This is a genomic window from Bacillus sp. FDAARGOS_1420 (assembly GCF_019344915.1).
Classification (GTDB): Bacteria; Bacillota; Bacilli; order Bacillales; family Bacillaceae_G; genus Bacillus_A; species Bacillus_A mycoides.
Window position 1 is genome coordinate 76,227 of record NZ_JAHWJB010000004.1, and the last position, 22,464, is coordinate 98,690.

A 22,464-nucleotide genomic window follows, 5' to 3' on the forward strand; every position below is an offset into this window, starting at 1 on the left:
TTTTTGGTTAATAAAGATGTAATTTTTAAATTATTTAGATTGTTTGAATATACTCTTGAAATGTGAAAATGTTTCAAAACTTCCTTTTCCATGATAGGCCCCCATACCACTTTCTCCAACACCGCCAAATGGAAGGTAATGAGATGTCATGTGACTGAGAGTATCATTAATGGAACCTCCCCAAAATGATATGCTATTCAAAATGTTATGTTGAAACACTTCACTTTCAGAAAAAAGGTATAGTGCTAATGGTTTTGGGCGTTCAACAATAATATTGATGATTTCTGATACATCATCATATTCTAAAACGGGAAGGATTGGTCCAAAAATCTCGTCTTGCATAACGGAATCTTCCCACGAAATATTGTCAAGGATAGTAGGTTCAATAAACAAGCGAGAGGGATCCGTTTTACCTCCAAAAACCAAATTCCCATCATCTAAATACTGTTTCAAACGGTCAAAATGCTTTTCATTAATAATCCATGAAAAATTTAGATGTTGAGAAATTTCTTCTCCGTAAGCCTTGTGAAGTGCTTCCTTGAGTTTATTCAATAACTGCTCTTTTACACTTCGTTGGACAAGTAAGTAATCTGGCGCCACACATGTTTGTCCTGCATTCAAAAACTTTCCGTTTGTAATACGTATAGCTGCTTTTTCGAGATCAGCGTCTTCATGTACAATACAAGGGCTTTTTCCACCCAATTCCAGTGTTACAGGCGTTAAATTTTTTGCGGCTGCGGCTGCCACAATTTTACCTATCATCGTACTGCCTGTAAAAAAGATGTGGTCGAATTTTTCTTTTAGAAGGGCTGTACTTGTTTCAACTTCACCTTCTACAACACATAGATACTCTTCAGGAAAGTTTGTATTAATGATTGTAGCAAGCATTCTTGAAGTTTGTGGCGTTAATTCTGAGGGTTTCAAAACAGCGCAATTTCCTGCGGCAATAGCTCCTATTAATGGTGCTAAAGCAAGTTGGAATGGATAATTCCAGGGGGCTATAACGAGGGCCAGTCCAAGAGGTTCTGGGTAAATATAGCTTGTAGAACCTGCAGGATTAGAAGGAGTTTCAACTTCTCGTGGGCTTGCCCATACGACAAGGTGATCTAGTGTAAAATCAATTTCTCCTAGTAAAAGCTTAATTTCAGTTCTAAAAGCCTCAGCTTCTGGCTTGTTCAGATCACTTTTTAATCCTTTAAGTATCTCTTTCTCATTCGATAGAATAATTTCCTTTAATTTGTTTAACATATTGATACGAAATGGAACATTTTTGGTTTTTCCGCTACGGAAAAATGAAAGTTGTTTTTGAGTAAGGTTTTTATAATCTTCCATGAAAACACTCTCCTTATAGGGATTTTAAACTTTGGAGTACTTCGTAGAAAAAGCAATTTTTTTGGGCATTTATACTGTTCCCGAAAAAACCGGTAAAAATTCGTAAAATGTAGTTTCTTTAATTGATACGACTTATTCATATCGATTGTTTTTTCAATATCTCTACGCATTGTATTTATTGTAACACGTCCTTTAAATATGAATCTGTAGAAGGACACCGTATTCACCAAATATGCTGATAGAATTAACAGCCAGACATTCCATTTGATAACAATCAAGTGGAACGGGATATTCGAATGACGAAAGTAAAACAGAAAGTGTCTGGGACTTTCCGAAGTAAGAAAGGTGCAGAATCTTGTTGTCAGATACGAAGTTTTATGAATATCATGAAAAAACAATCTGTCTTACAAGTGATAGACCAGGTTATAGAACCGGAACGGTTCCTTGGAATTGCACAATTTCATAAGAGAAATGCTCTATTTGATCTAGATTATTTCTCTTATTGGATGGAGGATTTGTATTTTCTCTTTCATGTTTTCGAATGGAAAACATGTATTTGGTATGCTTTTTCCTAACTAAGCTGAGTAGTTACGAGTTTTGATTAGAAATCGCAGACGAAACATTCATTATAATCTTTACTATGCATGAATAATTAATATTGAGAACGGACAATGATAGGGAGATTACCTTGATACAAACATCATTTTTGTTTATTTGAAGTATGACTCCGATTCTGATCAATTAATTGTTCGAATCTACATTTTTATGTGATAGCTAGTGCTCTAATTATCTATAGTATTGCTTATAGTAGCGATAAAAACTAAAAGTTTAAAGGAGGTTGCAGCATTGGGAAATGTAGTAATGAAATTAGAAAATGTACAAAAAATAATTGACAGCACAGAAATTATCCACGGTTTATCTTTTGAGGTTCGGGAAGGGGAAATATACGGTTTCCTTGGACCGAATGGTAGTGGTAAGACAACGACCATTCGTATGATGACAGGTCTTATTTCGATTACAGAAGGTGATATTACCATTTGTGGGTATAGCATTCGCACAGAAAGAGAAAAGGCATTAGAGAACATAGGGGCTATTGTAGAAAATCCGGAACTATATGAGTATATGACTGGTTGGCAAAACTTAAAGCATTTTGCTAATATGGCACTTCTCCCGATTCATACAGATCGCATCAATGAAATGGTAAAGCTTGTTGACTTAGAGCATGCCATTCATAAAAAGGTAAAAACATACTCTCTTGGTATGAAACAGCGATTAGGCATTGCACAGGCACTACTTCATCAACCAAAAATATTAATTTTAGATGAACCAACCAATGGATTAGATCCAGCCGGTATTCGCCAACTTCGGAATTATTTACAGCGATTAGCGAAAGAAGAGAACGTTGCAATCCTTGTATCCAGTCATTTATTAAGTGAAATTGAATTAATGTGTGATCGGGTTGTGATTATTAAACAAGGGAAGTGTGTACAAGCGTACAATTTACATGAACAAGCAAAACGTGATGAAGTGATACTTGTGGCGTTTGGAATCAATCAAGTGCAGAAAGCAAATGAAATCCTGAAAGGGCAAGTGCAAGGAAATGTCATTGAAGTATCTCTCACGAAAGACGAAGTTCCACAACTGATAAAAAGGCTTGTATATGCTGATGTACTTATATATGCTGTTACGATTCAAAATAAAACATTAGAAGATGCGTTTTTAGCGATGACTGAGGGAGGAAAAGCGTAATGTTTCACTTAATTCAAAACGAATGTTTAAAATTACATGCCAAAAAGGGGATATACACGTTACTAAGCATCCTTGTGGCAATCGAAATAGTAGGAACTTTAGCCATGTGGAAGTGGGGAAAAGGGGATGAGTTTAAGGGATCGTACTTAGATTATGTTAACGCAGAGATTGGTCTCATTGCTTTATTTGCAACAATTTTTGGAATTACACTTGCTGCCCGTACGCTTACTGATGAGTTTCAAAAAGGTACCATTAAGCAATTATTAATTCGTCCAAGAAAAAGAGTGACCATTTTATTTTCTAAATATATTACCGTGTTATTAGCTATGGTATGTATCGTATGTGTGGGTCTGTTCGTTTCCATGATGCTTGGTGGACTTGTAATGGATCACAGTTACACAGAGATAACGTTAGTCGTTATACTAAAGACAATTATCTATCAATTTGTATCCTCTGTTTTCTTTGCGACGGTTGCTTTTTTCTTAGCAACTATTTTTAGAAAATCTGTTTTACCTCTCATTGTTACGCTATTTTTATATTTTTTACAATCAGCAATTACGATGCTTTTACTGACATTTGCAAAAGGGGTTGCAAAATTTATAGTGTTCTTTCACCTAAACTTGGCTGTATATGATAGGAATCCATTCATTAATCATGGAATGACGCCGACTTTTTCAGAATTTACGTTTACAACTTCATTACTACTTGTAATTGCGTATTTCGTTGCATTGCTTTTGGCATCAAGCCTGTTGTTTCAAAAACGTGACGTATTATAAGCGGAACAGACTTGTTAACGGCTGGAGGACTCGTACCTTCAAGTTAGCTATGTCATGTTATACAAGGTGTATACGCTATGTACATTTTGCTATTTATTTACAGTAGGGTGGATCTTAATCCATTGCATACGACTGTATGATGTAGAAGATTCGAAGGTTACAGATTTTTTAAAATTGTAATATAAAAATTTTAGCTTATCTAATCATGCCTTTGTAAATACGTTCATGCTAATACACTATGACTTGCAAAAGGAAGATAATCCATATGAAATCAGATGATATGTCGAAGGAGGAGGTCTTGTGTATGCGTATTTTTAAATGGGGTTGTCTCATTAGTATTATGCTTATTTTTTTGGTAATAGGAGGTATATATTTCTTTGAGAAACACCTGTTAACATCCTTAGATGACAAAGTGAAAAATCCTTCTAAAGGAGAATATATGATTTTAAATCATGACAAATATGTTGATGATTATACGGAAAGTATACAAGCAGCCGAAAAGAAATATCAAGGAAAAGTAGTCGAAATAACAGGATTTGTAAAAGAAATCGGCACGCTCAGTATAGAATTAGAAGGTAGCAAATCTATTCAAGTGTTGATGCAACAAAATATACAATTATCTCCTATTAAAGTAGGAGATATGATTACAATTCGAGGAATCGATGGTGGCTACGATAAGGAGAAAGATCAAATTATGATAGCGATGGGCATGATTGTGAGAAAATAACTGTAAATAAAGATGAGTGTATTAGCTCTGATACAAATAGCATGAAAACAGTAAAAGAACAAAAAGTTTTTTACTGGCATTTTATTTAAAATGGTATGACGGAAGAGAGTATCAAACTGCTGTATGTCATTTTGAAACCACTCAAAAGAACCCGTCTATACTCTTTCCCCTATAATTAAGAGACGCTGAGGAGAAATGATATGACTAATTCAATGTATTATCCTTTACAAGATGGATTAATAAATACCATCGAACTCTTTTGAGTTGGTTTTTGTATTTATGATTACGCAATTGATTTTGAATATTGATATGGATTCAAGTCATTTAATGATAGTACATATAAATAAATTCAGCTACTAAATGGTTTACTTGAGCGAGAGAAACCAGTTTTTCTCCATGCATTTAGGATCCCGTCCCCTAGATCAAATTCTCTTTGAATCCTGGAAATTGTACGTCCTTCTTTAACCACCAATTCTACACATTGTTTTTTCATCTGAAACGCCTCTTATATAGAATCACTTATCTCTATACTGTGTTCCAGTTTTACTGTACCACCTCACATTTTGAAGAGTATCTTTTTCCACCCCATACTTGGCAGCACATGAAGCAAACACAACAAATTCCCCTGGAATTTACAGAGGATGTAGAGAAATATTTAAACAAACGCTTTGAACAATTAGATATAGAGCTTTCAAAAGTCAATTGTTTAATTGCAAATCAAGATTTGCAAGGTGTAACGATATATGGAGGTAAAATACAAGTCGCTTCTCTAAAAAAGATGGTTCCAGAAGATGTAGAAGAAATTACTCGACTTGTGTATGACTTATTGCCGCGTATTAAATTAACAGATTTATTAGTAGAAGTAGATACTTGGACACAGTTTAGCACACACTTTGTTCATCTTCACACTCAACAGGCTCCAAAAGAGAAATCAATTTCATTTGCGGCTATCTTATCAGATGGAATTAATTTAGGATTAAGTAAAATGGCTGATGCTTGTCCAAATATCTCATCTTCTCAGCTAGCTTGGATAGCAGATTGGTATATAAGAGATGAAAGCTATACGAAAGCGCTTGGAAATATTGCAAATTTTCATCATAAACAACCCTTTTCTTCCTATTGGGGAGAGGGCACTACTTCATCTTCAGATGGACAATTTTTTCGCGCCGGTGGGACTTCCAGTCCCCTAGCACAAGTAAACCCAGGATTAAGTTTTTATACACATATATCAGATCAATATCATCCATTTTATGTCCAAGTTATTAGTTCCTCAGAAGAGGCACCACATATTATTGATGGGCTACTGTATCATGAAACAGATTTGCAAATTGAAGAACATTATACAGATGCCGCAGGTTTTGTTGATCATATATTTGGAATGTGCCATATGTTAGGGTTTCGCTTTTCACCACGAATTAAAACGATTGATAATCATAAAATATATACATTATCTGTTCCAATAATATATAACGATATTAACTTCATGGTTAGCGAAACAATTTAGGTAAAGAAAATACGTGAAAATTGGGATGAAATATTACGTTTAGTTAGCTCTGTACGACAAGAAACAGTTACAGCTTCCCTGATTTTAAAAAAATTATCAACTTACCCTAGACAGAATAGTTTATCTATCGCACTTCGTGACCGATTCTATGAAGATCAATTGCATCGTGCAAGTGGGCTTCAACTCATTATTTCTGCGATTGTAACTTGGAATTCTATCTATATCTCTCGTGGAATTGAAACGTTACGGAATAATGGTATTCATATTCCAGAGGAATATATTCAGCACATCTCTCCATTAGGCTGGGAACATATCGTACTTACAGGAGATTATTTTTGGAATTTAAATCAAGAATTAAATTTTGAAAACTTACGGTCACTACGGAAAAATAGAATAAAACAGAAATAAAAACACAGGGAAGATTATTTTCTCTGTGTTTTTATTTCTTAATAATATGTAAAAATACTCCTTAACGTACAATTTTCTTTTTTCGGTCGTGTGACCCCTATTTGTTGAGCGTATACTTTCTAACGTAGTTAGGTATCAACATAATTCAGAAAAATGAGTAACTTCCAACAGAGAAACCGCTATCTATAATCTGACGGACTAGAGCACGAAACCGTCTCACTACCCCATATAAGAAAGAACATCTGAAAATAGGATTAATTATTCATACAAACCAAGGATCTCAGTATACAAGCAGTAATTTTCAAGCCACACTCAAAAAGTATGGTGCTGTTTCGACGGCCAGTAGAAAAGGAAACCCTTATGACAATGCATTGATGGAATCCTTTTACAAAACCATAAAAAGAGAGCTTCAAGGTGCTAAATTTAAAACACCTGAACAAGCTCGGACAGAAATATTTAAATATATAGAGTTGTATTACAATACAAAAAGAATGCATTCTTCTTTGGATTATCTTTCTCCTATCGAATTTGAGAAAGCCTATTCATAATATCCACCTAACTTAGTGTTCAGTAAATGTTGACAAGTCCACTTTACAACGGAAAAAGAATTTTTCTTATGTGCGTAAGAATTCTTGAATATCTTCCAATTCTCTTCGAGTGGGAATCACTGATATAGAAAAAATAGGTATCTGCATTTTTTCTAATGGTACCGTACTGATAATTCCATCTATATCTAACTGTTGAATATCACATGTATGGATATCTAGCACTTCTTCTGGCACAATCGATAACCTATGTCCAAACTCTTGATAGAGTACCCCTTGTATATATCGTTTCCATAGAATATAATCTCCCAAGTATAACAGTACTTTTTTACGATGATTTTGCGCTAACTGAAACGTCGCTTCTAATTGTAACGTAATAGCTAGAATGTCTTCTTCACGGGCAGGAGATAGAAAAGGGTGTTCCTGCGCCCATACTGTATAAACTGAGCTGACTCTTTGAAAAGTTTTCATATGTTTTTGCTTTATTTGTTCATGCCATTTGGGCGAAGGAGAGGTAAGGGTCGGAATAAACTGGTTTCGGTATGAAACTTGTCTAATATATTGTAATAAACAAAACAAAAATTCTTTGTCTTGGCGGAAAAGTAGTTCAAATTCATGCTCTAATTGTGCTACTAAATCCTCGGTATATTGATAGACAATGGATGCTCCTTCAGAAAAATACTGTAACATTTCTTGCTTATATTGATTCCGATTAGCAGGAATAAACATACAACAATTTACAGCAATTGTAATAAAAATTTGATCTGCTGTCGTCAGTGAGACGTCGCATAGGATTTCTGGTAGGTTTTTAATTTTGAGATAAAAAGGTGTTTCTATAATCAGTGCATCATGAATAGGTAATATTTTCATTTCATATCCTTGTTTTTTTCGTTGGATTGCAATAGCCATTAAATACGCAAGTCGCTGTTTATAACTTGGATAAAATTGAATATCTAGTTCCGTCTCTATTTGTGAAATATAGGAAAAAACACCTGTTTCGTCAGGAAAAGGCCATTCTTCCCCACCGTAAATTGCAAAATATACTTCGTAGAACATATATACAATATGCGCTTCTATTCCCACAATGCGTAATGGCCTTTTATGCAGTTCTAAATTAAAGGAATGGAGACACTTTTGAACACTGGGAAGAACATGAGATAAAGTAGGCACTTGTATATATAACGCATCAGCTAATTGTGTCATTGTACGAATGTTCGTTCGCAATAATTGATCTAATACACGGAACCGTATATCTTCTCTCCTAAAAAAAGAATTGATGCTGTTTTGAGATGAATACGGCGGTTTGTGTAATCTTACACCTTTTCCTTTCAAGAGTTGTATGTACCAATCAGATGGTATCTGGTCTTTTAGATAGTGTAAATCTCGTCGAACGGTTTTTTCCGAACATTGAGCCTGTTGTGCAAGTTCTTCCAATGTATGCCATCTTAAATCTTGTAATAACATGTTAATAATAGCTTGTTGTCGTTGATGTGTAAACATACTTTACATCATCCAATTCTCTTTGATATGAATGGATGTACTCCTTCCTTTTTTGGTTTAGTATGCTCAAATAAGTGAGAAATACAAGTTTTTCTCTATTGAAGGTTTTATTCCATTGATACATAATCAACTAATACATGTGCTTCACCTGTCCGGTACATATGGCATCCCTTTTTAATAAACGAATATTTTAAAAAATGTTATCCTATTTTACATTCTGTTAACATATAGTCTTACCATTTGTTTAAGAACCTGTCTAGAAGGTAGGAACGAAGGATCTGTTGCAAAGTTTGAAAAAAGCTACGCCTGTTTATAAACTTTGGTTATCGTTTAAGAAATTTTGAATAATTGCTGTAATTCGTTGTATGTCGAAAAAGAGAAGTCTGGAATCTGACTTCTCTTTTGTTTGTATATGGCATGAATCGTTTCGATTCCTTTCAATGTACGTGAAGCATGGCGGAGATTTTGAAATCCTGCGGATTTAACAAAACGTCTCTTGATATGTCTAGGATCTTGTTCGATAAAATTATTGAAATGCTTAACAGTACAATGTTTCGTATGCACATAAAATCCATTATGTTTCAGTTTTTTGAGTGCACAAAGTAGAGCGGGAGCCTTATCTATTATGAGAATTGTTGGTTCTCCAAAAGCTTTCACTAACCTTTTCATAAACATATAGGCAGCTTGATGATTTCGCTTTTTGCGAAGTTGAATATCCAATGTGTGACCTTCCGTATCAATTGCACGATAAAGATAACGCCACTCCCCCTTGACTTTGATATAAGTTTCATCTAAATGCCATACGAAGTGTGCGGATTTATTTTTCTTCTTCCACATTTGGTAGATTAAATTTCCATATTCATGCACCCAACGCATGATAGTTGTCGGATGAACAGATATGCCGCGTTCTTTCAAAAGTTCAGATACATCGCGATAACTTAAAGAAAAGCGACAGTAGTAGCCGACGGCTACCAAAATAATATCTTTCTTGAATTGTTTCCCTTTAAAATATCTCATTTTCGATGCTCCTCACTCTATTTTGCAAAAGTTTAGCTTACTTTCAAAATCTGTGCAACAGAACCTAAAATTGTACTTTTATGCTCCGTTAACCATCTTATGGAAAACACTTTTTGAAGGATTTGAATAATGAAGTACTATTTAGGTGAAAAATATGTAGGCTGTTTCGAAAAATCTAATTTTAAAACAGCTCATTAACAGATAATGACATAAGGGGCGAATGATATGAAATATTTATGGTCACGCCGATATCTTGAAGAAACATTTTCGAGGTCCTCAATACCTCAACAAGATCAAGATGCAGACTTTATACATAATAAGATTTTACATATACAAACACTGTTTAACCATTCTAGTGACTTAAAAATACAGTCTTTTCAAATTAGGCAACATAATTGCACGATGCTATATTTGGAAACCCTCATAGATAAAGAACAATTGGAGCGGTTGTTATTCTCGTTACATTCGACTGAATCTTCGCACCACAAGAATGATACATTTAAATTTGATTTTTTGGAGAAATCAAAAGACCGGCAGGATGTTATTGATAAACTGTTGGTCGGATATTCTATTTTATTTGTATCGGGTCAGCCTCAAATTTATTTTATCAATGTTGCAGCTAGTTTTGATCGCTCAACAAATGAACCAATGGGTGAAAAAGTGATTACTGGTTCACATCAAGGTTTTATAGAAAATATAAACATCAACCTAAATTTACTCCGTAAAACCATTAAAAATATAGATTTATGTATTAACTATATTACTTTGGGAAAAAAAACAAATACAAAGATCGCTGTAGCTTACATGAAGGGGATTGCAAACAACGACCTAGTAAATAGAGTTATGCACAGGTTGAACAATGTATCAGTAGACATGGGTTTTAGCCCAGGATATCTAGAGGAATTGATAGAAGATTCTACATCGTCACCCTTTCCACAAATGTTAAAAACAGAGCGTATAGATAGAGTAAGTGCAAATTTGATAGAGGGTAGGATCGCTATTTTTAGTGAGAATTCTCCCACTGTTTTCATTGTTCCTATTAACTTTTTTGCTTTTTATCAAACTTCAGATGACTACAATTCAAGGGCGTATGTTGGGACTTTTATTCGCATAATTCGAATCTTTTGTTTTTGGATTGCCATTACTTTTCCGGCTATTTATATTGCGATTATTGGGTTTCATTTTGAAGTACTTCCAAATGAACTCATCACCACTGTTAAAGGATCCATCGAAATGATACCCTATCCTCCTTTGATTGAAGCTTTAATTATGGAATTAGCAATTGAGCTCATACGAGAAGCTGGTATACGCCTTCCCTCTCCTATCGGCCAAACAATAGGGATTGTCGGTGGGCTTGTAATTGGAGATGCAGTAGTAAAAGCGGGGTTAATCTCCAACATTATGATTGTAGTTGTAGCGATTACCGCCATTGCTGCCTATGTAATTCCATCGAATGAAATGAGTTCTTCTGTTCGTCTATTACGTTTTCCAATGATGATTATAGCTGCGGGGTTGGGGTTTATAGGGATTGTATTCGGACTTATGATTTTATTCATTCATTTATGTGCATTAGAATCATTAGGTTCTCCCTATTTTTCTCCAATCGCGCCCTTTCATTGGAAAGATTTAAAGGATGCCATAGTTAGATTGTCAATTTGGAAGTTACGTAATAGGCCAACTGACATACAGCCCAAGGAAACCCAGCAATTATCCAATTTGAAGGGACAGAAACAAAAATGAAAGAAAACCAGAGCCAACTTACATTATCACAAATGTTTTTTGTCATACTACAAGCTGTTACTGGAATTGGCGTGTTAACCCTTCCTTATGATATATATACCGTTTCAAAAGAAGATAGTTGGATTACCATATTATTTAGTGGCCTTATAATAGGAATTGGAGTCTTAATTATGTGGCTGTTACTCCGACGTTTCCCTACCCTAACTATATTTGAGATGGTAAATGAGATTGTTGGTCTTTACCTGGGGAGCTTTTTAAAAATTATTTACATTTTATTTTTTCTATATACGCCTATATGTATCGTGTTAGCATTTAGCTATTTATTAAATATCTGGATTTTACCTGAGACACCAATCTGGGTTAACACATTTTTGATACTAGGAATTAGTGTATACTGTGCCAAAAAAAAATTAAAAGTGATTGCTCGTTTTTTTACAACAGTTTCTCTTTTATTTCTTGTTTTATTTTTTTTAATTTCCTATGTACTAAGAGATGTAGAATTTTTATATCTCCTTCCAATAGGGAAAAACGGATTGCAAAATATTATAAAGGGTTTACCAAAGTCTTCAGTTGCCTTTTCAGGATTTGAAGCTATCTTGATTATTTTTCCATATTCAATGGGGAATTCTTTACAAAAACTCAAAGTTTCTATCATGGCCTTAGGAGTGGTGACTATTTTTTATGCATACTCAGCAGTAGTCTGTATCACATTTTTTGGGCCCTCTATTATGCGATTTATGCCACAACCTATTTTATATGCATTGAAATTTCAATCCTTCCAAATTATTGAAAGAACGGATTTGTTATTTTTTTCAATTTGGACAGTCTCTATTGCCACATCCCTTATAATAAATTTATATATAGCAGCAAACGGACTTGCGAATTTATTTAAGAGAACCACACAGTCTAAATTTGTTCCCTATGCAGCAGTGTTTATTTTTTTAATTACCCTTATTGTCCCGCAAAACAAAGAATCCATCAATAGTATCCGTCAATACTACGCATTGGCAAGCCCAATATTCTTTTTAATTCTCCCTGGAATTCTTTTGATACTATCATTTCTGCAAGGAAAACAAGAACCTAAAAGGGAGATTCGGTCATGAAATCATTAAAGTCGGTGTTAATATATGGAGTTTTCCTTATGCTCTTAACAGGCTGTTGGGATCAAAAGTTATTAAAAGATGCAAAATTAGTAATGGGGGTTGGATATGATTTAACTACGGATGAAAAATTATTAGAAACCGTTATCCTTCCCCTCTTTTCAGCAAGTGAAAGCGGAATGCAATCAAAAAAGAGTCAAATTATATCAGAAATTGGAAATACCGCGCACGAGACACGTGATAAAATTAATAATGCCGTTTCGAAACGCTTCGATCCTGCACAATTAAAAATCGTTTTATTTGGGGAAAAATATGCGAAAATGGATATTTATCCGGCCCTTGATGTTTTTTATAGAGATCAAAAAAGTTCTCTTCTATCAAACGTTGCGGTTGTAGAAGGAACTGCACATAAGATGCTGCAGATTAAAACAAATGAACCAAAAACAATGGATAGCTATTTAATGGATTTAATAGTAAATGCTCAAGAAGCAACAATTATAGCAAAACCAAATAAACCGCTTATTTCACATATATATAATCCAGGGGTAGATTTGGTTTTACCCCTTTTAAAAACGCAACAAAACAAGGTTAAAATCCAAGGATTGGCTATGTTTAATGGCGAACATTATACAGGGCATCATTTAACTCGCCAAGAATCCACCCTTTACCTCCTTATGGCTAATCAAAAAGCCGAAAGAGCAGTAATCACGCTTAAAATCCACCAGAATAAACATCCTGAAATGAAAAATTATATCACAATAAATGTAATCAAATCTAAGCGCCATTTTAAAATAAATACAAGCGATTTAAATAACCTTGCGATAAATCCATTACTTGATTTAAAAATTGAAATCGTTGAAGATCCAGAGAAACATGTATATGACATGAAAAGAATTAAAAAGCTCAATCAAGAAATTTCAAGGCAACTAACACAGCAGATTCGGGGCGTTTTGCAAAAAACTCAGGAGGCTAATTCTGATATTTTAGGAATCGGAAAATATATAATTGCCTATCATAATGAAACATGGAAGCACATAAATTGGAAGCAAGTTTATCCAAATTTAAAATTCAAACCTGAAGTTAAGGTAGAGATTTTAAAACATGGGGTATTTAATTAAAATTTTTGTCCGAAGATAAAATAGTAGTAAAATCGGGTTCTGTTGCAAAGTCTTTGAAAGTAAGCTAAACTTTTGCAAAACAAAGTGAGGAGCATCCAAAATGGGATATTTTAAAGAGAAACAATTCATGCTATATACAAACAAAAGAGCAGTCATATGCCAGACTTCTCTTTTTCGACATACAAAGAATTACAGCAATGATTCAGAATTTATTAAACGATGACCGAATGTTGTAAACAGATTTATGTTTTGTCCAACTTTGTAACATAACCTTTTTTGATATGCTCCCTTACATTTAATCGACAGGCCCTTTTTTCTTCTACTCATATTGTAAACATTCGATTGGCTCTAATCTTGCCGCTTTATTCGCTGGGAGGTAACCAAATAAGATACCAATGAACATAGACACGCACACGGCAGTAAGTCTTAAACCGATTGAAATAACAAGAGGCCATTCTGCAAAAAACGAAACAATCCAAGCAAAAAGCACGCCCAATATAAATCCAATGAATCCACAAAGACCCGTTAAAATGCAAGACTCGATTAAAAATTGTATTAATATTTTCCCTTGCGTTGCGCCTATGATACATAATTATACAAGTAACGTTTCACGTGAACAGTTTGAACTCATTCGAGAAGATTTGGAAAACGCACGAAAAAGGACGCGTCCACGCACAGTTGATTTATATGAGGTATTCTGCGGTGTGCTATACGTACTTACCACAGGATGCCAATGGCGTAATCTACCAAGTGATTTTCCAAACTGGCAAACAGTTTATTTTTACTATCAGATTTGGCGGAAAGTAGACGAGAATGACATAAGTCTTCTCGAAAAAGTGCATAAAAAAATTGGTTGAAACCTACCGTGAGCAAGATGGACGTAAGAATCAGACAAGTTTCTGCATCGTAGATGCACAAAGCGTGAAAAACACATGGATAGCTGGAAAAAAGGGTTATGATGCTGGAAAGAAAGTGTCAGGAATCAAACGTCATATCGCTGTAGGTTCTGTTGCAAAGTTTTTGGAACTGAGCTAGACTGTAGAAAAAATGAGGTGAGGAGCATAACATATGGGATATTTTAAAGGAAAACAATTCGAGAGAGACATTATTTTGGTAGCCGTCGGCTATTATTGTCGTTTTTCTTTAAGCTATCGTGATATTTCTGAACTCTTGAAAGAACGTGGCATATCCGTTCATCCTACGACCATCATGCGTTGGGTTCATGAATATGGCAATTTGATTTATCAAATCTGGAAAAAGAAAAACAAAACGACACACCCTGTTTGGCATTTAGATGAGACTTACATCAAAGTTAAAGGGGATTGTACCGTGCAATTGATGGAGATGGACATACATTGGATATTCAACTTCGTAGAACTCGTGATCATGAAGCGGCTTATATGTTTATGAAGCGACTTGTCAAAGCTTTTGGAGAACCATCGGTTCTTACGACAGACAAGGCCCCGGCTTTGCTTTGTGCATTCAAAAAATTGAAGAAAGACGATTATTATACACATACCAAACACTGTACCATCAAATATCGTAATAATCTTATTGAACAAGATCATCGACATGTAAAACGACGCTTTACCAAATCTTCTGGGTTCCAAAGTATCCGTCATGCTTCTCGTACTATAAAAGGGATTGAAACGATTCAGGCTATATATAAACAGAGACGAAGTCTTGAATTAGACTCTGTCTTTTCGGCGTACAATGAACTACAAAAACTAGTAGCGGTTGCTTAAACCCAAACGCCACTTTATAATCCGTTCTCTATTTTTTTAACTTTGCAACAGAACCCTTCTAACAGCATTTGATGGACCTCATATGCTTCTTCTATAGGTACATGCCCAGAAATATAACGAAGGATAAGCATAGACTCAATTATCCTCATTTTCTGATCGATTTCTTGTAATAATTGATTAGAGCCACTAGAAAATGATTTGTTCAATATACCAATCCTCTTCTATATTTTTTACGGGAAGACGACAGCTATGCAATAGATTCTTCTTGTACAAGTTGAAAGAAAAATACTTTTTTGTATTCTATACCAATTATAATGGTTACACAAAGACATTTGTGATTTTTATTTAAAAAAAAGCCAAATTTATATACAGTTCGAATTTTTTCATTGAATTTGTTCTGTTTGGGTTTCTACCTGAACTAGTCTTTTATTTGATTCAAATGAGTTAACCTAAGTTATATCAAAGCTTTTACGTAGTAAGGTTAACTTTAAAGGATATTTGAATGGGGAGGAATGAAAATGAACAACAACAGATGTATAATCTGATTATCATGATATATTTTAGTTTTGATCATGTTGATACAACCAATCTATATGAAACGAATGGTTTTGTGTACCAACTGTATACGAACTCATTTGAAACAAACTCTTCAGATTGACTAATAAACGTTTTAAATTTATACGAGGTAGAAAAAACGAATTAAAACAAATACATAATCCTATAAGGGCCCTTAAAATGACCGAAGGTGTTTTTCTAATAAAAGAGCATTGTATTTTTAATATAATTCCCGTAAAGTAAGCGCATACCATGCAAAACATACATATTGGAGTGTGATACACAATGAAACCCATTTTCAAATCAAGTATAGCTCTAACACTTTTTTCTCTTTCTCTTATAGGGTGTCAGTCACTACCAACACAGCCGAAACAACCATCTTCACTAACCGAACAACAAGTTATGGCCGATGCTTGGTATCAAACGGCTGGTGAAGTCAAAGCGCTCTATCATCAAGGATATAATATCGGAAAGATGAAATTAGACGCAGCACTTGCCAAAGGTACGGAGAAAAAAGCTGCCATTGTTTTAGATTTAGATGAAACGGTCGTGGATAATAGTCCGTACCAAGTTATGACCGTGAAAACAGGAAAAGGATATCCCTATAAATGGGACGAATGGATTCAACAAGCGAAAGCAGAAGCTCTTCCTGGCGCTGTTTCCTTTTTACAACATGCAAATGAAAAAGGTGTGACGATCTACTACATCTCAAATCGCAAACAGAGTCAATTAGATGCTACTTTACAAAACTTACAGAAACTGAATATCCCGCAAGCCGATAAAGAGCATGTCTTATTGCAAGGAAAAGAAGACAAAGGGAAGGAAGAGCGAAGAAAAAAAGTTGCGTCAGAATATGATATTGTTTTATTCTTTGGAGATAATTTATCTGATTTTACCGAATTTGATGAAAAATCTGTACAAGATAGAAAGCAAGCTGTAGAAGAGATGCACGAAGTATTTGGAGAAAAGTTTATTATGTTCCCAAATCCAATGTATGGGGATTGGGAATCCGCTTTATATCAATACGACTTCAAAAAGTCAGATACTGAAAAAGATAAAATCCGTAAAGATGCATTGCAAGTATTTGAAGATACGAAATAATAGAAGTATTAAGACAAACAGATACAGGTTTGCTATTATATTTTATAAGCTGTGGTAAGCTGTCATTTGGAAGATTGAGCGCATTCGCTCAATCTTTTTTCCTATTTTTTACTATCCCATGATTCAATTGAAACATATGGCGAATACACACTATCTATCAAGATAATTCCCTTGACAACGAATCACTTATATATCAACTATATCAGACCTCTACCCAATCTTTATGTTTTAAACAAACGTTTGATTCGGCATTCTTCGTACGAAATCCATACAGATTCGCTACAATTCGTCAATGTTTGTATACATTTTTTGAAAAAGGAATCCTTGTATGTATAAATCTCTTACATAATTACGATTCAAATCACACACGCTACTATACATACCAATTCTTAACATAAGGAGTGTATATGAAAGTGATTCTGAAAATTATTTTTGCAGGTTTCCTTCTTTGTCTATTATGTGCGTGTGCGGAACGAAGAGAAATCGAAGAATTAGGATTTGTTGTTGGTGCTGCCTATGATCAATCATCACATGCAGCCATTAAAGAAAATAGACACATAAAACAGAGACATTTTTGGAGATGGTACACTAAACTGGACACTAAGTTAAGAAAGGTGATTCAGTTTATGAGTAGAAAAGTCTATGATCGTCAATTTAAAATGGCTGCAGTTTAGCTGGTACGGGAAGAAAATATGTTTGTAAAAGAGGTTTCCAGAGAATTATCGATTCATTCTAATACCCTATATCGTTGGATAAGTGAATATGAAGAATATGGGAAAAGAGCTCGATTTATTAAAAAAGTTCCAGGTCTTCTTGAAGAAAAAGAATGTGTAAGATTTCAATATTTAAAAGAAAATAAACACAAATATAAAATCAAGAAGGCTTGTAAAACGTTAAACATCTCGCGATTAGGTTACTATGAATATTTACAGAGAAAACCTTCTAAACGAGCTCTAGAAAAAGAAGTGTTAAGTGGGGAACTACAGGAAATATTTGAGGAGCATAAGGGGCGGTATGGATCTTTAAGAATTACAAAAGTTCTTGAAAAGAAAGGCATCAAAGTAAACCGGAAGCGAGTAGGAAAGCTGATGCGTCAAATGAAACTGTATGCGAAAGGCAGTCGCTATCAATATAAACGTTATAATAAGAAATTCCCTTCCATAGAAAGACCTAACCTCTTAAATCAATTTTTTCAGACGGATCAACGAAATAAAATATGGGTTGGTGATATTACTTGTATTCCTACCCAAAAAGGCACCTTATACCTTGCGGTATTTGTGGATATGTACTCAAGAAAAGTGATTGGCTGGTCCATATGAGTACACGTATGAAAGATTCTCTCGTGATAGACGCTTTTTTACAAGGATATAAAAAAGAACATCCGAAAAAAGAGTTAATTATTCATACAGACCAAGGGTCTCAGTATACAAGCGGTAATTTTCAAACGACACTCAAAAAGTATGGTGCTGTTTCGAGTGTCAGTAGAAAAGGAACCCCTTATGATAATGCATGAATGGAATCCTTTTACAAGACTATAAACAGAGAGCTTATTCAAAGTGCTAAATTTAAAACACTTGAACAAGCTCGTAAAGAAATATTTAAATATATAGAGCTGTATTACAATACAAAAAGAATGCATTCTTCTTTAGATTATCTTTCTCCTATCGAATTTGAGAAAGCCTATTCATAATATTCACCTAACTTAGTGTCTAGAAAATGTTCACAAGTCCACAGCTGCTTAATTTTTCAGTCTAACTTTTTGGATTCAGTTCATCATAGCCGGCTTTTTTGGCGACAATTCTAGCAAATCCCAGTATACCAGCTCCAAATTGTGCACTATGTATTAAAAAGAAAACATAAATTGGAGCTACTTGATATTCCTTGTTAATCTTCATTTTTTCTACTCCCACTGTATGGTATGGGATATACATATAACAATATCCACTTAATAAAAGATATATGATAGCTAAGTTCTATATGTACTATTTTGGCAATGTTGATCCAGATTGTGTAATCTGAGGCTGTACATGAATACGAATTTGACAGGTAGAGAAATATTGTTTGCCATTCTCCCAATCATTCTCTATTTTTTCCCATGTTTTGAAGTCTTGTCGTTGATACTTGTCTTCAATTCCGATGACATCTAATTTATATTGTGTTTGTAGTTGTTTTTCCATTTCGTTTGCTAATACCTGCTGGAGCTGTTTCATGGAATATTGGTGAGCTAGAGAGGAATGCATCTCCGCAATTTTCCCATCTAACTTCACATATATATCGACCTTAGGGTACTTGGGGTTTGTCACATCGAGTTCCATACGTTGGTGTACACGATGAAATTCATAGGTAATACGTTGTTTGTTCATCGGAAAGTAACAATCCCCCTTACTTTTGAGTTAGTCATATACTGTAAGGCGGCAGTATCTTGTGCGTTTAACATTGCAACCAAGCGATTATCGGTACCTTTAAATAAGGCAGAGCCACTTAATTCGACGCCTTGTTTTGTACGAAATACAACGGGAAGGATAAAACTTTTCTTTGCGATGATTTTACTATGAATATCGCCAATTCGCTTTTTCTCTATCATTTGTGCATTTTTTTGTGTATGCTCCGATAGCATCCAAACATATTTTGCAGGTAAATATTCAGGACCTGCGTTTTGAGCTAAAATAGGTGCTGCAGGGCCCTTAGCCACAAATAGCCGAATATTTCTTCTCATCGCTTCATCACGTGTATATACATCCAAAATATTTTGTAACATATAGGGTGTTCGTAATACTTCTTCAGAAAAAATAATGATTTGTATGTGTGGGAAAAATAAAGGACGACTAATTTTTTTTGCAATCATGCGGAAATGTGCAAAAATACTTTCTCCTGTAGAACTCAAATTAATATAATTTTTTTGTGTAGCTGTGCCACGCTCTGATGTACTCAGTGTATTGGGTAATACCATTTGATAGGTACCTTTAATGGCTGCATGTGATGATTGATCATAGGCAGCACCAACAACAAATCCTAATTCTTCGATTTCTCTTCGTTCCGCACACGCACATAATAGACAAAGAAGGAAACCTGCAAAAATGAGTTTCAGAATCGCTTTCATATACACTCCTTCTGTTAAGAATTGGTATGTATAATAGCGTGTGTTGTTTGAAGTATAAATATGTATGAAAACAAAAAGATGACGCGTCCAGACAATAAAAATATGTCACCTATCCTATGGGGCCAATGAAAGGGATTCAAGTAAAAAAATTATTGGTATGTTATTGTACACCCACACTTATATGATGTTTAGCAGTGTACTACATATAAGAATGAGATACAGAAACAATCCCATGAGAAGTATATATTTCATATAAGTTGTATCATAAAAATCGTTAAACAAAATGACACCTACAATTGTAATCAACATAATAGACAATAACACGACTGGATGCAAATAGAGCGGGTTTTTGGTTACATAGATGATGTAACCAAAAAAGAGATCATGAATAGTAAGAAAGCAACGAAATTAGGTTTATACATACGAAGGTTCCTTTCTTAAAAAATATATAAAAACATTGACGAATTGCAACGAATCCATATGGATTTCGTACGAAGGATGCCGAATCAAACGTTTGTTTAAAATATAAAGATTGGGATAGAAGCCCTCTATAGTTGATACATCAACAATTTACCATCAAGGGAATCCCCTTGATAGGCAGTGTGCATTCGTCATATGTTGCAATTGAATCATGGGATAGTAAAAAATAGGAAAAAAGATTGAGCGAATGCGCTCAATCTTCCAAATGACAGCTTACCACAGCTTATAAAATATAATAGCAAACATGTATCTGTTTGTCCTGATATTTCTGTTATTTCGCATCTTCAAATACATGCAATGCATCTTTACGGAGCTTATCTTTTTCAGTATCTGACTTTTTGAAGTCGTATTGATATAAAGCGGCTTCCCAATCCCCATACATTGGATTCGGGAACACAATAAATTTTTCTCCAAATGCTTCGTGCATCTCTTCTACCGCTTGCTTTCTATCTTGTACAGATTTTTCATCAAATCCTGTAAAATCAGATAAATTATCTCCAAAGAATAGAATAATATCATGTTCTGTCGCAACTTTCTTTCTGCGTTCTTCCTTCCCTTTTTCTTCTTTTCCCTGCAATAAAACATGCTCTTTATCAGCTTGCGGGATACTCAGTTTTTGTAAGTTTTGCAAAGTGGCGTCTAACTGATTTTGTGTACGATTGGAAATGTAGTAAATCGATACCCCTTTTTCATTTGCATATCGTAAAAAAGAAACGACACCAGGAAGAGCTTCTGCTTTCGCTTGTTGAATCCATTCTTCCCATTTATAGGGATATCCTTTTCCTGTTTTCACTGTCATGGCTTGATATGGACTATTATCCACGACCGTTTCATCTAAATCTAAAACAATGGCAGCTTTTTTCTCCGTACCTTTGGCAAGTGCTGCGTCTAATTTCATCTTTCCGATATTATATCCTTGATGATAGAGCGCTTTGACTTCACCAGCCGTTTGATACCAAGCATCGGCCATAACTTGTTGTTCGGTTAGTGAAGATGGTTGTTTCGGCTGTGTTGGTAGTGACTGACTTTTATAAACGAGAAGCACCACAACTCAGTTTGCGGTATTTCGGAGAAAATCATATAAAAATTAAAAAAAGAACAAACCGTGAAAAGTCTGTTTGTTCTTTTCTTTCACTTGATTTATACGATAGCACTATCTTCCAAGGATAGTGCTAAATGCACTTCCTTCACATTTGTCACGAGCTGGTCTGCCATGTCCGTCTCGATCACACTCTAATTCTACATAATAATCTCCTCTTTGGAATCTTTCATAAAACATTTTTGGTGCATTCCTATCAACTGTACCCCGTTCAATTACCACGGCTCTATCAGGGACTCTGTCATTTATTTGCATTTTGTATAATTTGTACGCTAAATTACTGAACCTTGACTCATTCATGATTTTAAATTGCACATGATTTCATCTTTCGTCCAAATTAAAAATAGGTGACTGACTAGAACTTTGGCCCCGTTGTAATTCTACCATGTAATCAAAGCGGTCCGGGCGTTGCCAGTTTTGTGACATTTCCTGTTGAGTTGACACCTCAGTTTGTACAGTAGAAGCTCGTGCATCAATCGTAGGCACAAGTAATCCTCCAGTTACGAATACCGTTGAAAGTATACCCATAATACGTTTCAAATTCATCACTTCTATAAATAGAATATGTACGAATACATTGTATAATGGATTCCTCTCGATAGTAAGCGCTTCATTTTTTTCAATAGGGACACTTTTGACTCATAAGTTGTTTAATCTATATGTTTTATTATAAAAATGAATCAATCTAACTTTTTTCTTCTTCATTTGTAATCCCTCAGTCTAGTTCGAAAACATGAAAAAGAACAAATGTTAATAAGAGAGAACATTCTCTTATTAAGTAACGATATTCCAAAGACCTGTTCCAGTTGCTATGAACTAGTTCATGGCTTGTCATACAGATTGCTTTTGTTGGTTCGGTTGCAAACTT

Annotated in this window: 15 protein-coding genes and 11 pseudogenes; 16 read left to right on the top strand and 10 right to left on the bottom strand. The window is 34.6% G+C overall.

Annotated features, from left to right (window positions below; translation table 11 throughout):
- Positions 1-30: 30 nt before the first annotated feature.
- Positions 31-1,332, bottom strand: a complete 1,302-nt coding sequence (locus I6L50_RS31685; protein ID WP_219304178.1) for an aldehyde dehydrogenase — start codon at positions 1,330-1,332, stop codon at positions 31-33.
- A gap of 257 nt (positions 1,333-1,589) precedes the next feature.
- On the opposite strand from I6L50_RS31685, the pseudogene I6L50_RS31690 reads away from it, so the two are divergent.
- The 4 genes and pseudogenes from I6L50_RS31690 to I6L50_RS31705 form a co-directional block, all read left to right on the top strand.
- A pseudogene (locus I6L50_RS31690) lies at positions 1,590-1,798 on the top strand (IS66 family transposase); the annotation flags it as partial.
- 380 nt (positions 1,799-2,178) lie between these two features.
- A complete protein-coding gene (locus I6L50_RS31695; protein ID WP_219304179.1) occupies positions 2,179-3,081 on the top strand; it encodes an ABC transporter ATP-binding protein in 903 nt (300 codons plus the stop codon).
- Entirely contained in the window at positions 3,081-3,857 is a 777-nt protein-coding gene (locus tag I6L50_RS31700; RefSeq protein ID WP_219304180.1) for an ABC transporter permease, read from the top strand. Before I6L50_RS31695 ends, I6L50_RS31700 begins: the two co-directional genes overlap by 1 nt.
- 304 nt (positions 3,858-4,161) lie before the next feature.
- Positions 4,162-4,584, top strand: a complete 423-nt coding sequence (locus I6L50_RS31705) for an OB-fold protein (protein WP_219304181.1) — start codon at positions 4,162-4,164, stop codon at positions 4,582-4,584.
- Between the two features lie 349 nt (positions 4,585-4,933).
- Here the strand turns inward: I6L50_RS31705 and I6L50_RS31710 are convergent, their stop codons facing one another.
- Entirely contained in the window at positions 4,934-5,077 is a 144-nt protein-coding gene (locus I6L50_RS31710) for a hypothetical protein (protein ID WP_257475475.1), read from the bottom strand.
- A gap of 69 nt (positions 5,078-5,146) precedes the next feature.
- Here I6L50_RS31710 and I6L50_RS31715 point away from each other — a divergent pair.
- Together I6L50_RS31715 and I6L50_RS35230 are read left to right on the top strand one after the other, a co-directional pair.
- Positions 5,147-6,496 (top strand): annotated as a pseudogene (locus I6L50_RS31715) (Tn3 family transposase); the annotation flags it as partial.
- A 233-nt stretch (positions 6,497-6,729) separates the two neighbouring features.
- Positions 6,730-7,044: pseudogene (locus tag I6L50_RS35230) on the top strand (integrase core domain-containing protein); the annotation flags it as partial.
- Positions 7,045-7,110: 66 nt separating this feature from the next.
- Here I6L50_RS35230 and I6L50_RS31725 read toward each other — a convergent pair.
- Positions 7,111-8,541, bottom strand: coding sequence for a BglG family transcription antiterminator (locus I6L50_RS31725; RefSeq protein WP_219304183.1), 1,431 nt, complete (start codon positions 8,539-8,541; stop codon positions 7,111-7,113).
- A 330-nt stretch (positions 8,542-8,871) separates the two neighbouring features.
- Positions 8,872-9,558, bottom strand: a complete 687-nt coding sequence (locus I6L50_RS31730) for an IS6 family transposase (protein WP_219304184.1) — start codon at positions 9,556-9,558, stop codon at positions 8,872-8,874.
- 225 nt (positions 9,559-9,783) lie between these two features.
- On the opposite strand from I6L50_RS31730, the gene I6L50_RS31735 reads away from it, so the two are divergent.
- From I6L50_RS31735 to I6L50_RS36060, 4 genes and pseudogenes are all read left to right on the top strand, one after another.
- Positions 9,784-11,298 carry a spore germination protein gene (locus I6L50_RS31735; protein ID WP_219304185.1) on the top strand — a complete coding sequence of 505 codons (1,515 nt, stop codon included), beginning with the start codon at positions 9,784-9,786 and terminating at the stop codon, positions 11,296-11,298.
- Positions 11,295-12,401, top strand: a complete 1,107-nt coding sequence (locus tag I6L50_RS31740; protein ID WP_219304186.1) for a GerAB/ArcD/ProY family transporter — start codon at positions 11,295-11,297, stop codon at positions 12,399-12,401. Before I6L50_RS31735 ends, I6L50_RS31740 begins: the two co-directional genes overlap by 4 nt.
- Positions 12,398-13,516, top strand: coding sequence for a Ger(x)C family spore germination protein (locus I6L50_RS31745; protein WP_219304187.1), 1,119 nt, complete (start codon positions 12,398-12,400; stop codon positions 13,514-13,516). Before I6L50_RS31740 ends, I6L50_RS31745 begins: the two co-directional genes overlap by 4 nt.
- A 117-nt stretch (positions 13,517-13,633) precedes the next feature.
- A pseudogene (locus I6L50_RS36060) lies at positions 13,634-13,717 on the top strand (IS6 family transposase); the annotation flags it as partial.
- A 118-nt stretch (positions 13,718-13,835) separates the two neighbouring features.
- On the opposite strand, the pseudogene I6L50_RS31750 reads toward I6L50_RS36060, so the two are convergent.
- Positions 13,836-14,099 (bottom strand): annotated as a pseudogene (locus I6L50_RS31750) (ABC transporter permease); the annotation flags it as partial.
- On the opposite strand from I6L50_RS31750, the pseudogene I6L50_RS35235 reads away from it, so the two are divergent.
- Both I6L50_RS35235 and I6L50_RS31765 read left to right on the top strand, forming a co-directional pair.
- A pseudogene (locus tag I6L50_RS35235) lies at positions 14,098-14,518 on the top strand (transposase); the annotation flags it as partial. The pseudogenes I6L50_RS31750 and I6L50_RS35235 overlap by 2 nt on opposite strands.
- Positions 14,519-14,584: 66 nt before the next feature.
- Positions 14,585-15,261 (top strand): annotated as a pseudogene (locus I6L50_RS31765) (IS6 family transposase).
- Between the two features lie 14 nt (positions 15,262-15,275).
- On the opposite strand, the gene I6L50_RS31770 reads toward I6L50_RS31765, so the two are convergent.
- A complete protein-coding gene (locus tag I6L50_RS31770) occupies positions 15,276-15,467 on the bottom strand; it encodes a hypothetical protein (protein WP_219304190.1) in 192 nt (63 codons plus the stop codon).
- A gap of 296 nt (positions 15,468-15,763) precedes the next feature.
- On the opposite strand from I6L50_RS31770, the gene I6L50_RS31775 reads away from it, so the two are divergent.
- From I6L50_RS31775 to I6L50_RS31785, 4 genes and pseudogenes are all read left to right on the top strand, one after another.
- Entirely contained in the window at positions 15,764-15,919 is a 156-nt protein-coding gene (locus tag I6L50_RS31775; RefSeq protein ID WP_219304191.1) for a hypothetical protein, read from the top strand.
- Between the two features lie 182 nt (positions 15,920-16,101).
- Complete coding sequence (locus I6L50_RS31780; RefSeq protein WP_219304192.1) at positions 16,102-16,917, top strand: 5'-nucleotidase, lipoprotein e(P4) family; 816 nt, start codon at positions 16,102-16,104, stop codon at positions 16,915-16,917.
- A gap of 407 nt (positions 16,918-17,324) precedes the next feature.
- Complete coding sequence (locus I6L50_RS35240) at positions 17,325-17,591, top strand: hypothetical protein (RefSeq protein ID WP_257475476.1); 267 nt, start codon at positions 17,325-17,327, stop codon at positions 17,589-17,591.
- A pseudogene (locus I6L50_RS31785) lies at positions 17,592-18,607 on the top strand (IS3 family transposase).
- A gap of 82 nt (positions 18,608-18,689) precedes the next feature.
- On the opposite strand, the pseudogene I6L50_RS31790 reads toward I6L50_RS31785, so the two are convergent.
- The 4 genes and pseudogenes from I6L50_RS31790 to I6L50_RS31805 form a co-directional block, all read right to left on the bottom strand.
- Positions 18,690-18,812 (bottom strand): annotated as a pseudogene (locus I6L50_RS31790) (GerAB/ArcD/ProY family transporter); the annotation flags it as partial.
- Positions 18,813-18,899: 87 nt separating this feature from the next.
- Positions 18,900-20,017, bottom strand: a pseudogene (locus tag I6L50_RS31795) (Ger(x)C family spore germination protein).
- Positions 20,018-20,768: 751 nt separating this feature from the next.
- A pseudogene (locus tag I6L50_RS31800) lies at positions 20,769-21,485 on the bottom strand (5'-nucleotidase, lipoprotein e(P4) family); the annotation flags it as partial.
- 165 nt (positions 21,486-21,650) lie between these two features.
- Complete coding sequence (locus tag I6L50_RS31805) at positions 21,651-21,911, bottom strand: hypothetical protein (protein ID WP_219304194.1); 261 nt, start codon at positions 21,909-21,911, stop codon at positions 21,651-21,653.
- Positions 21,912-22,464 lie beyond the last annotated feature (553 nt).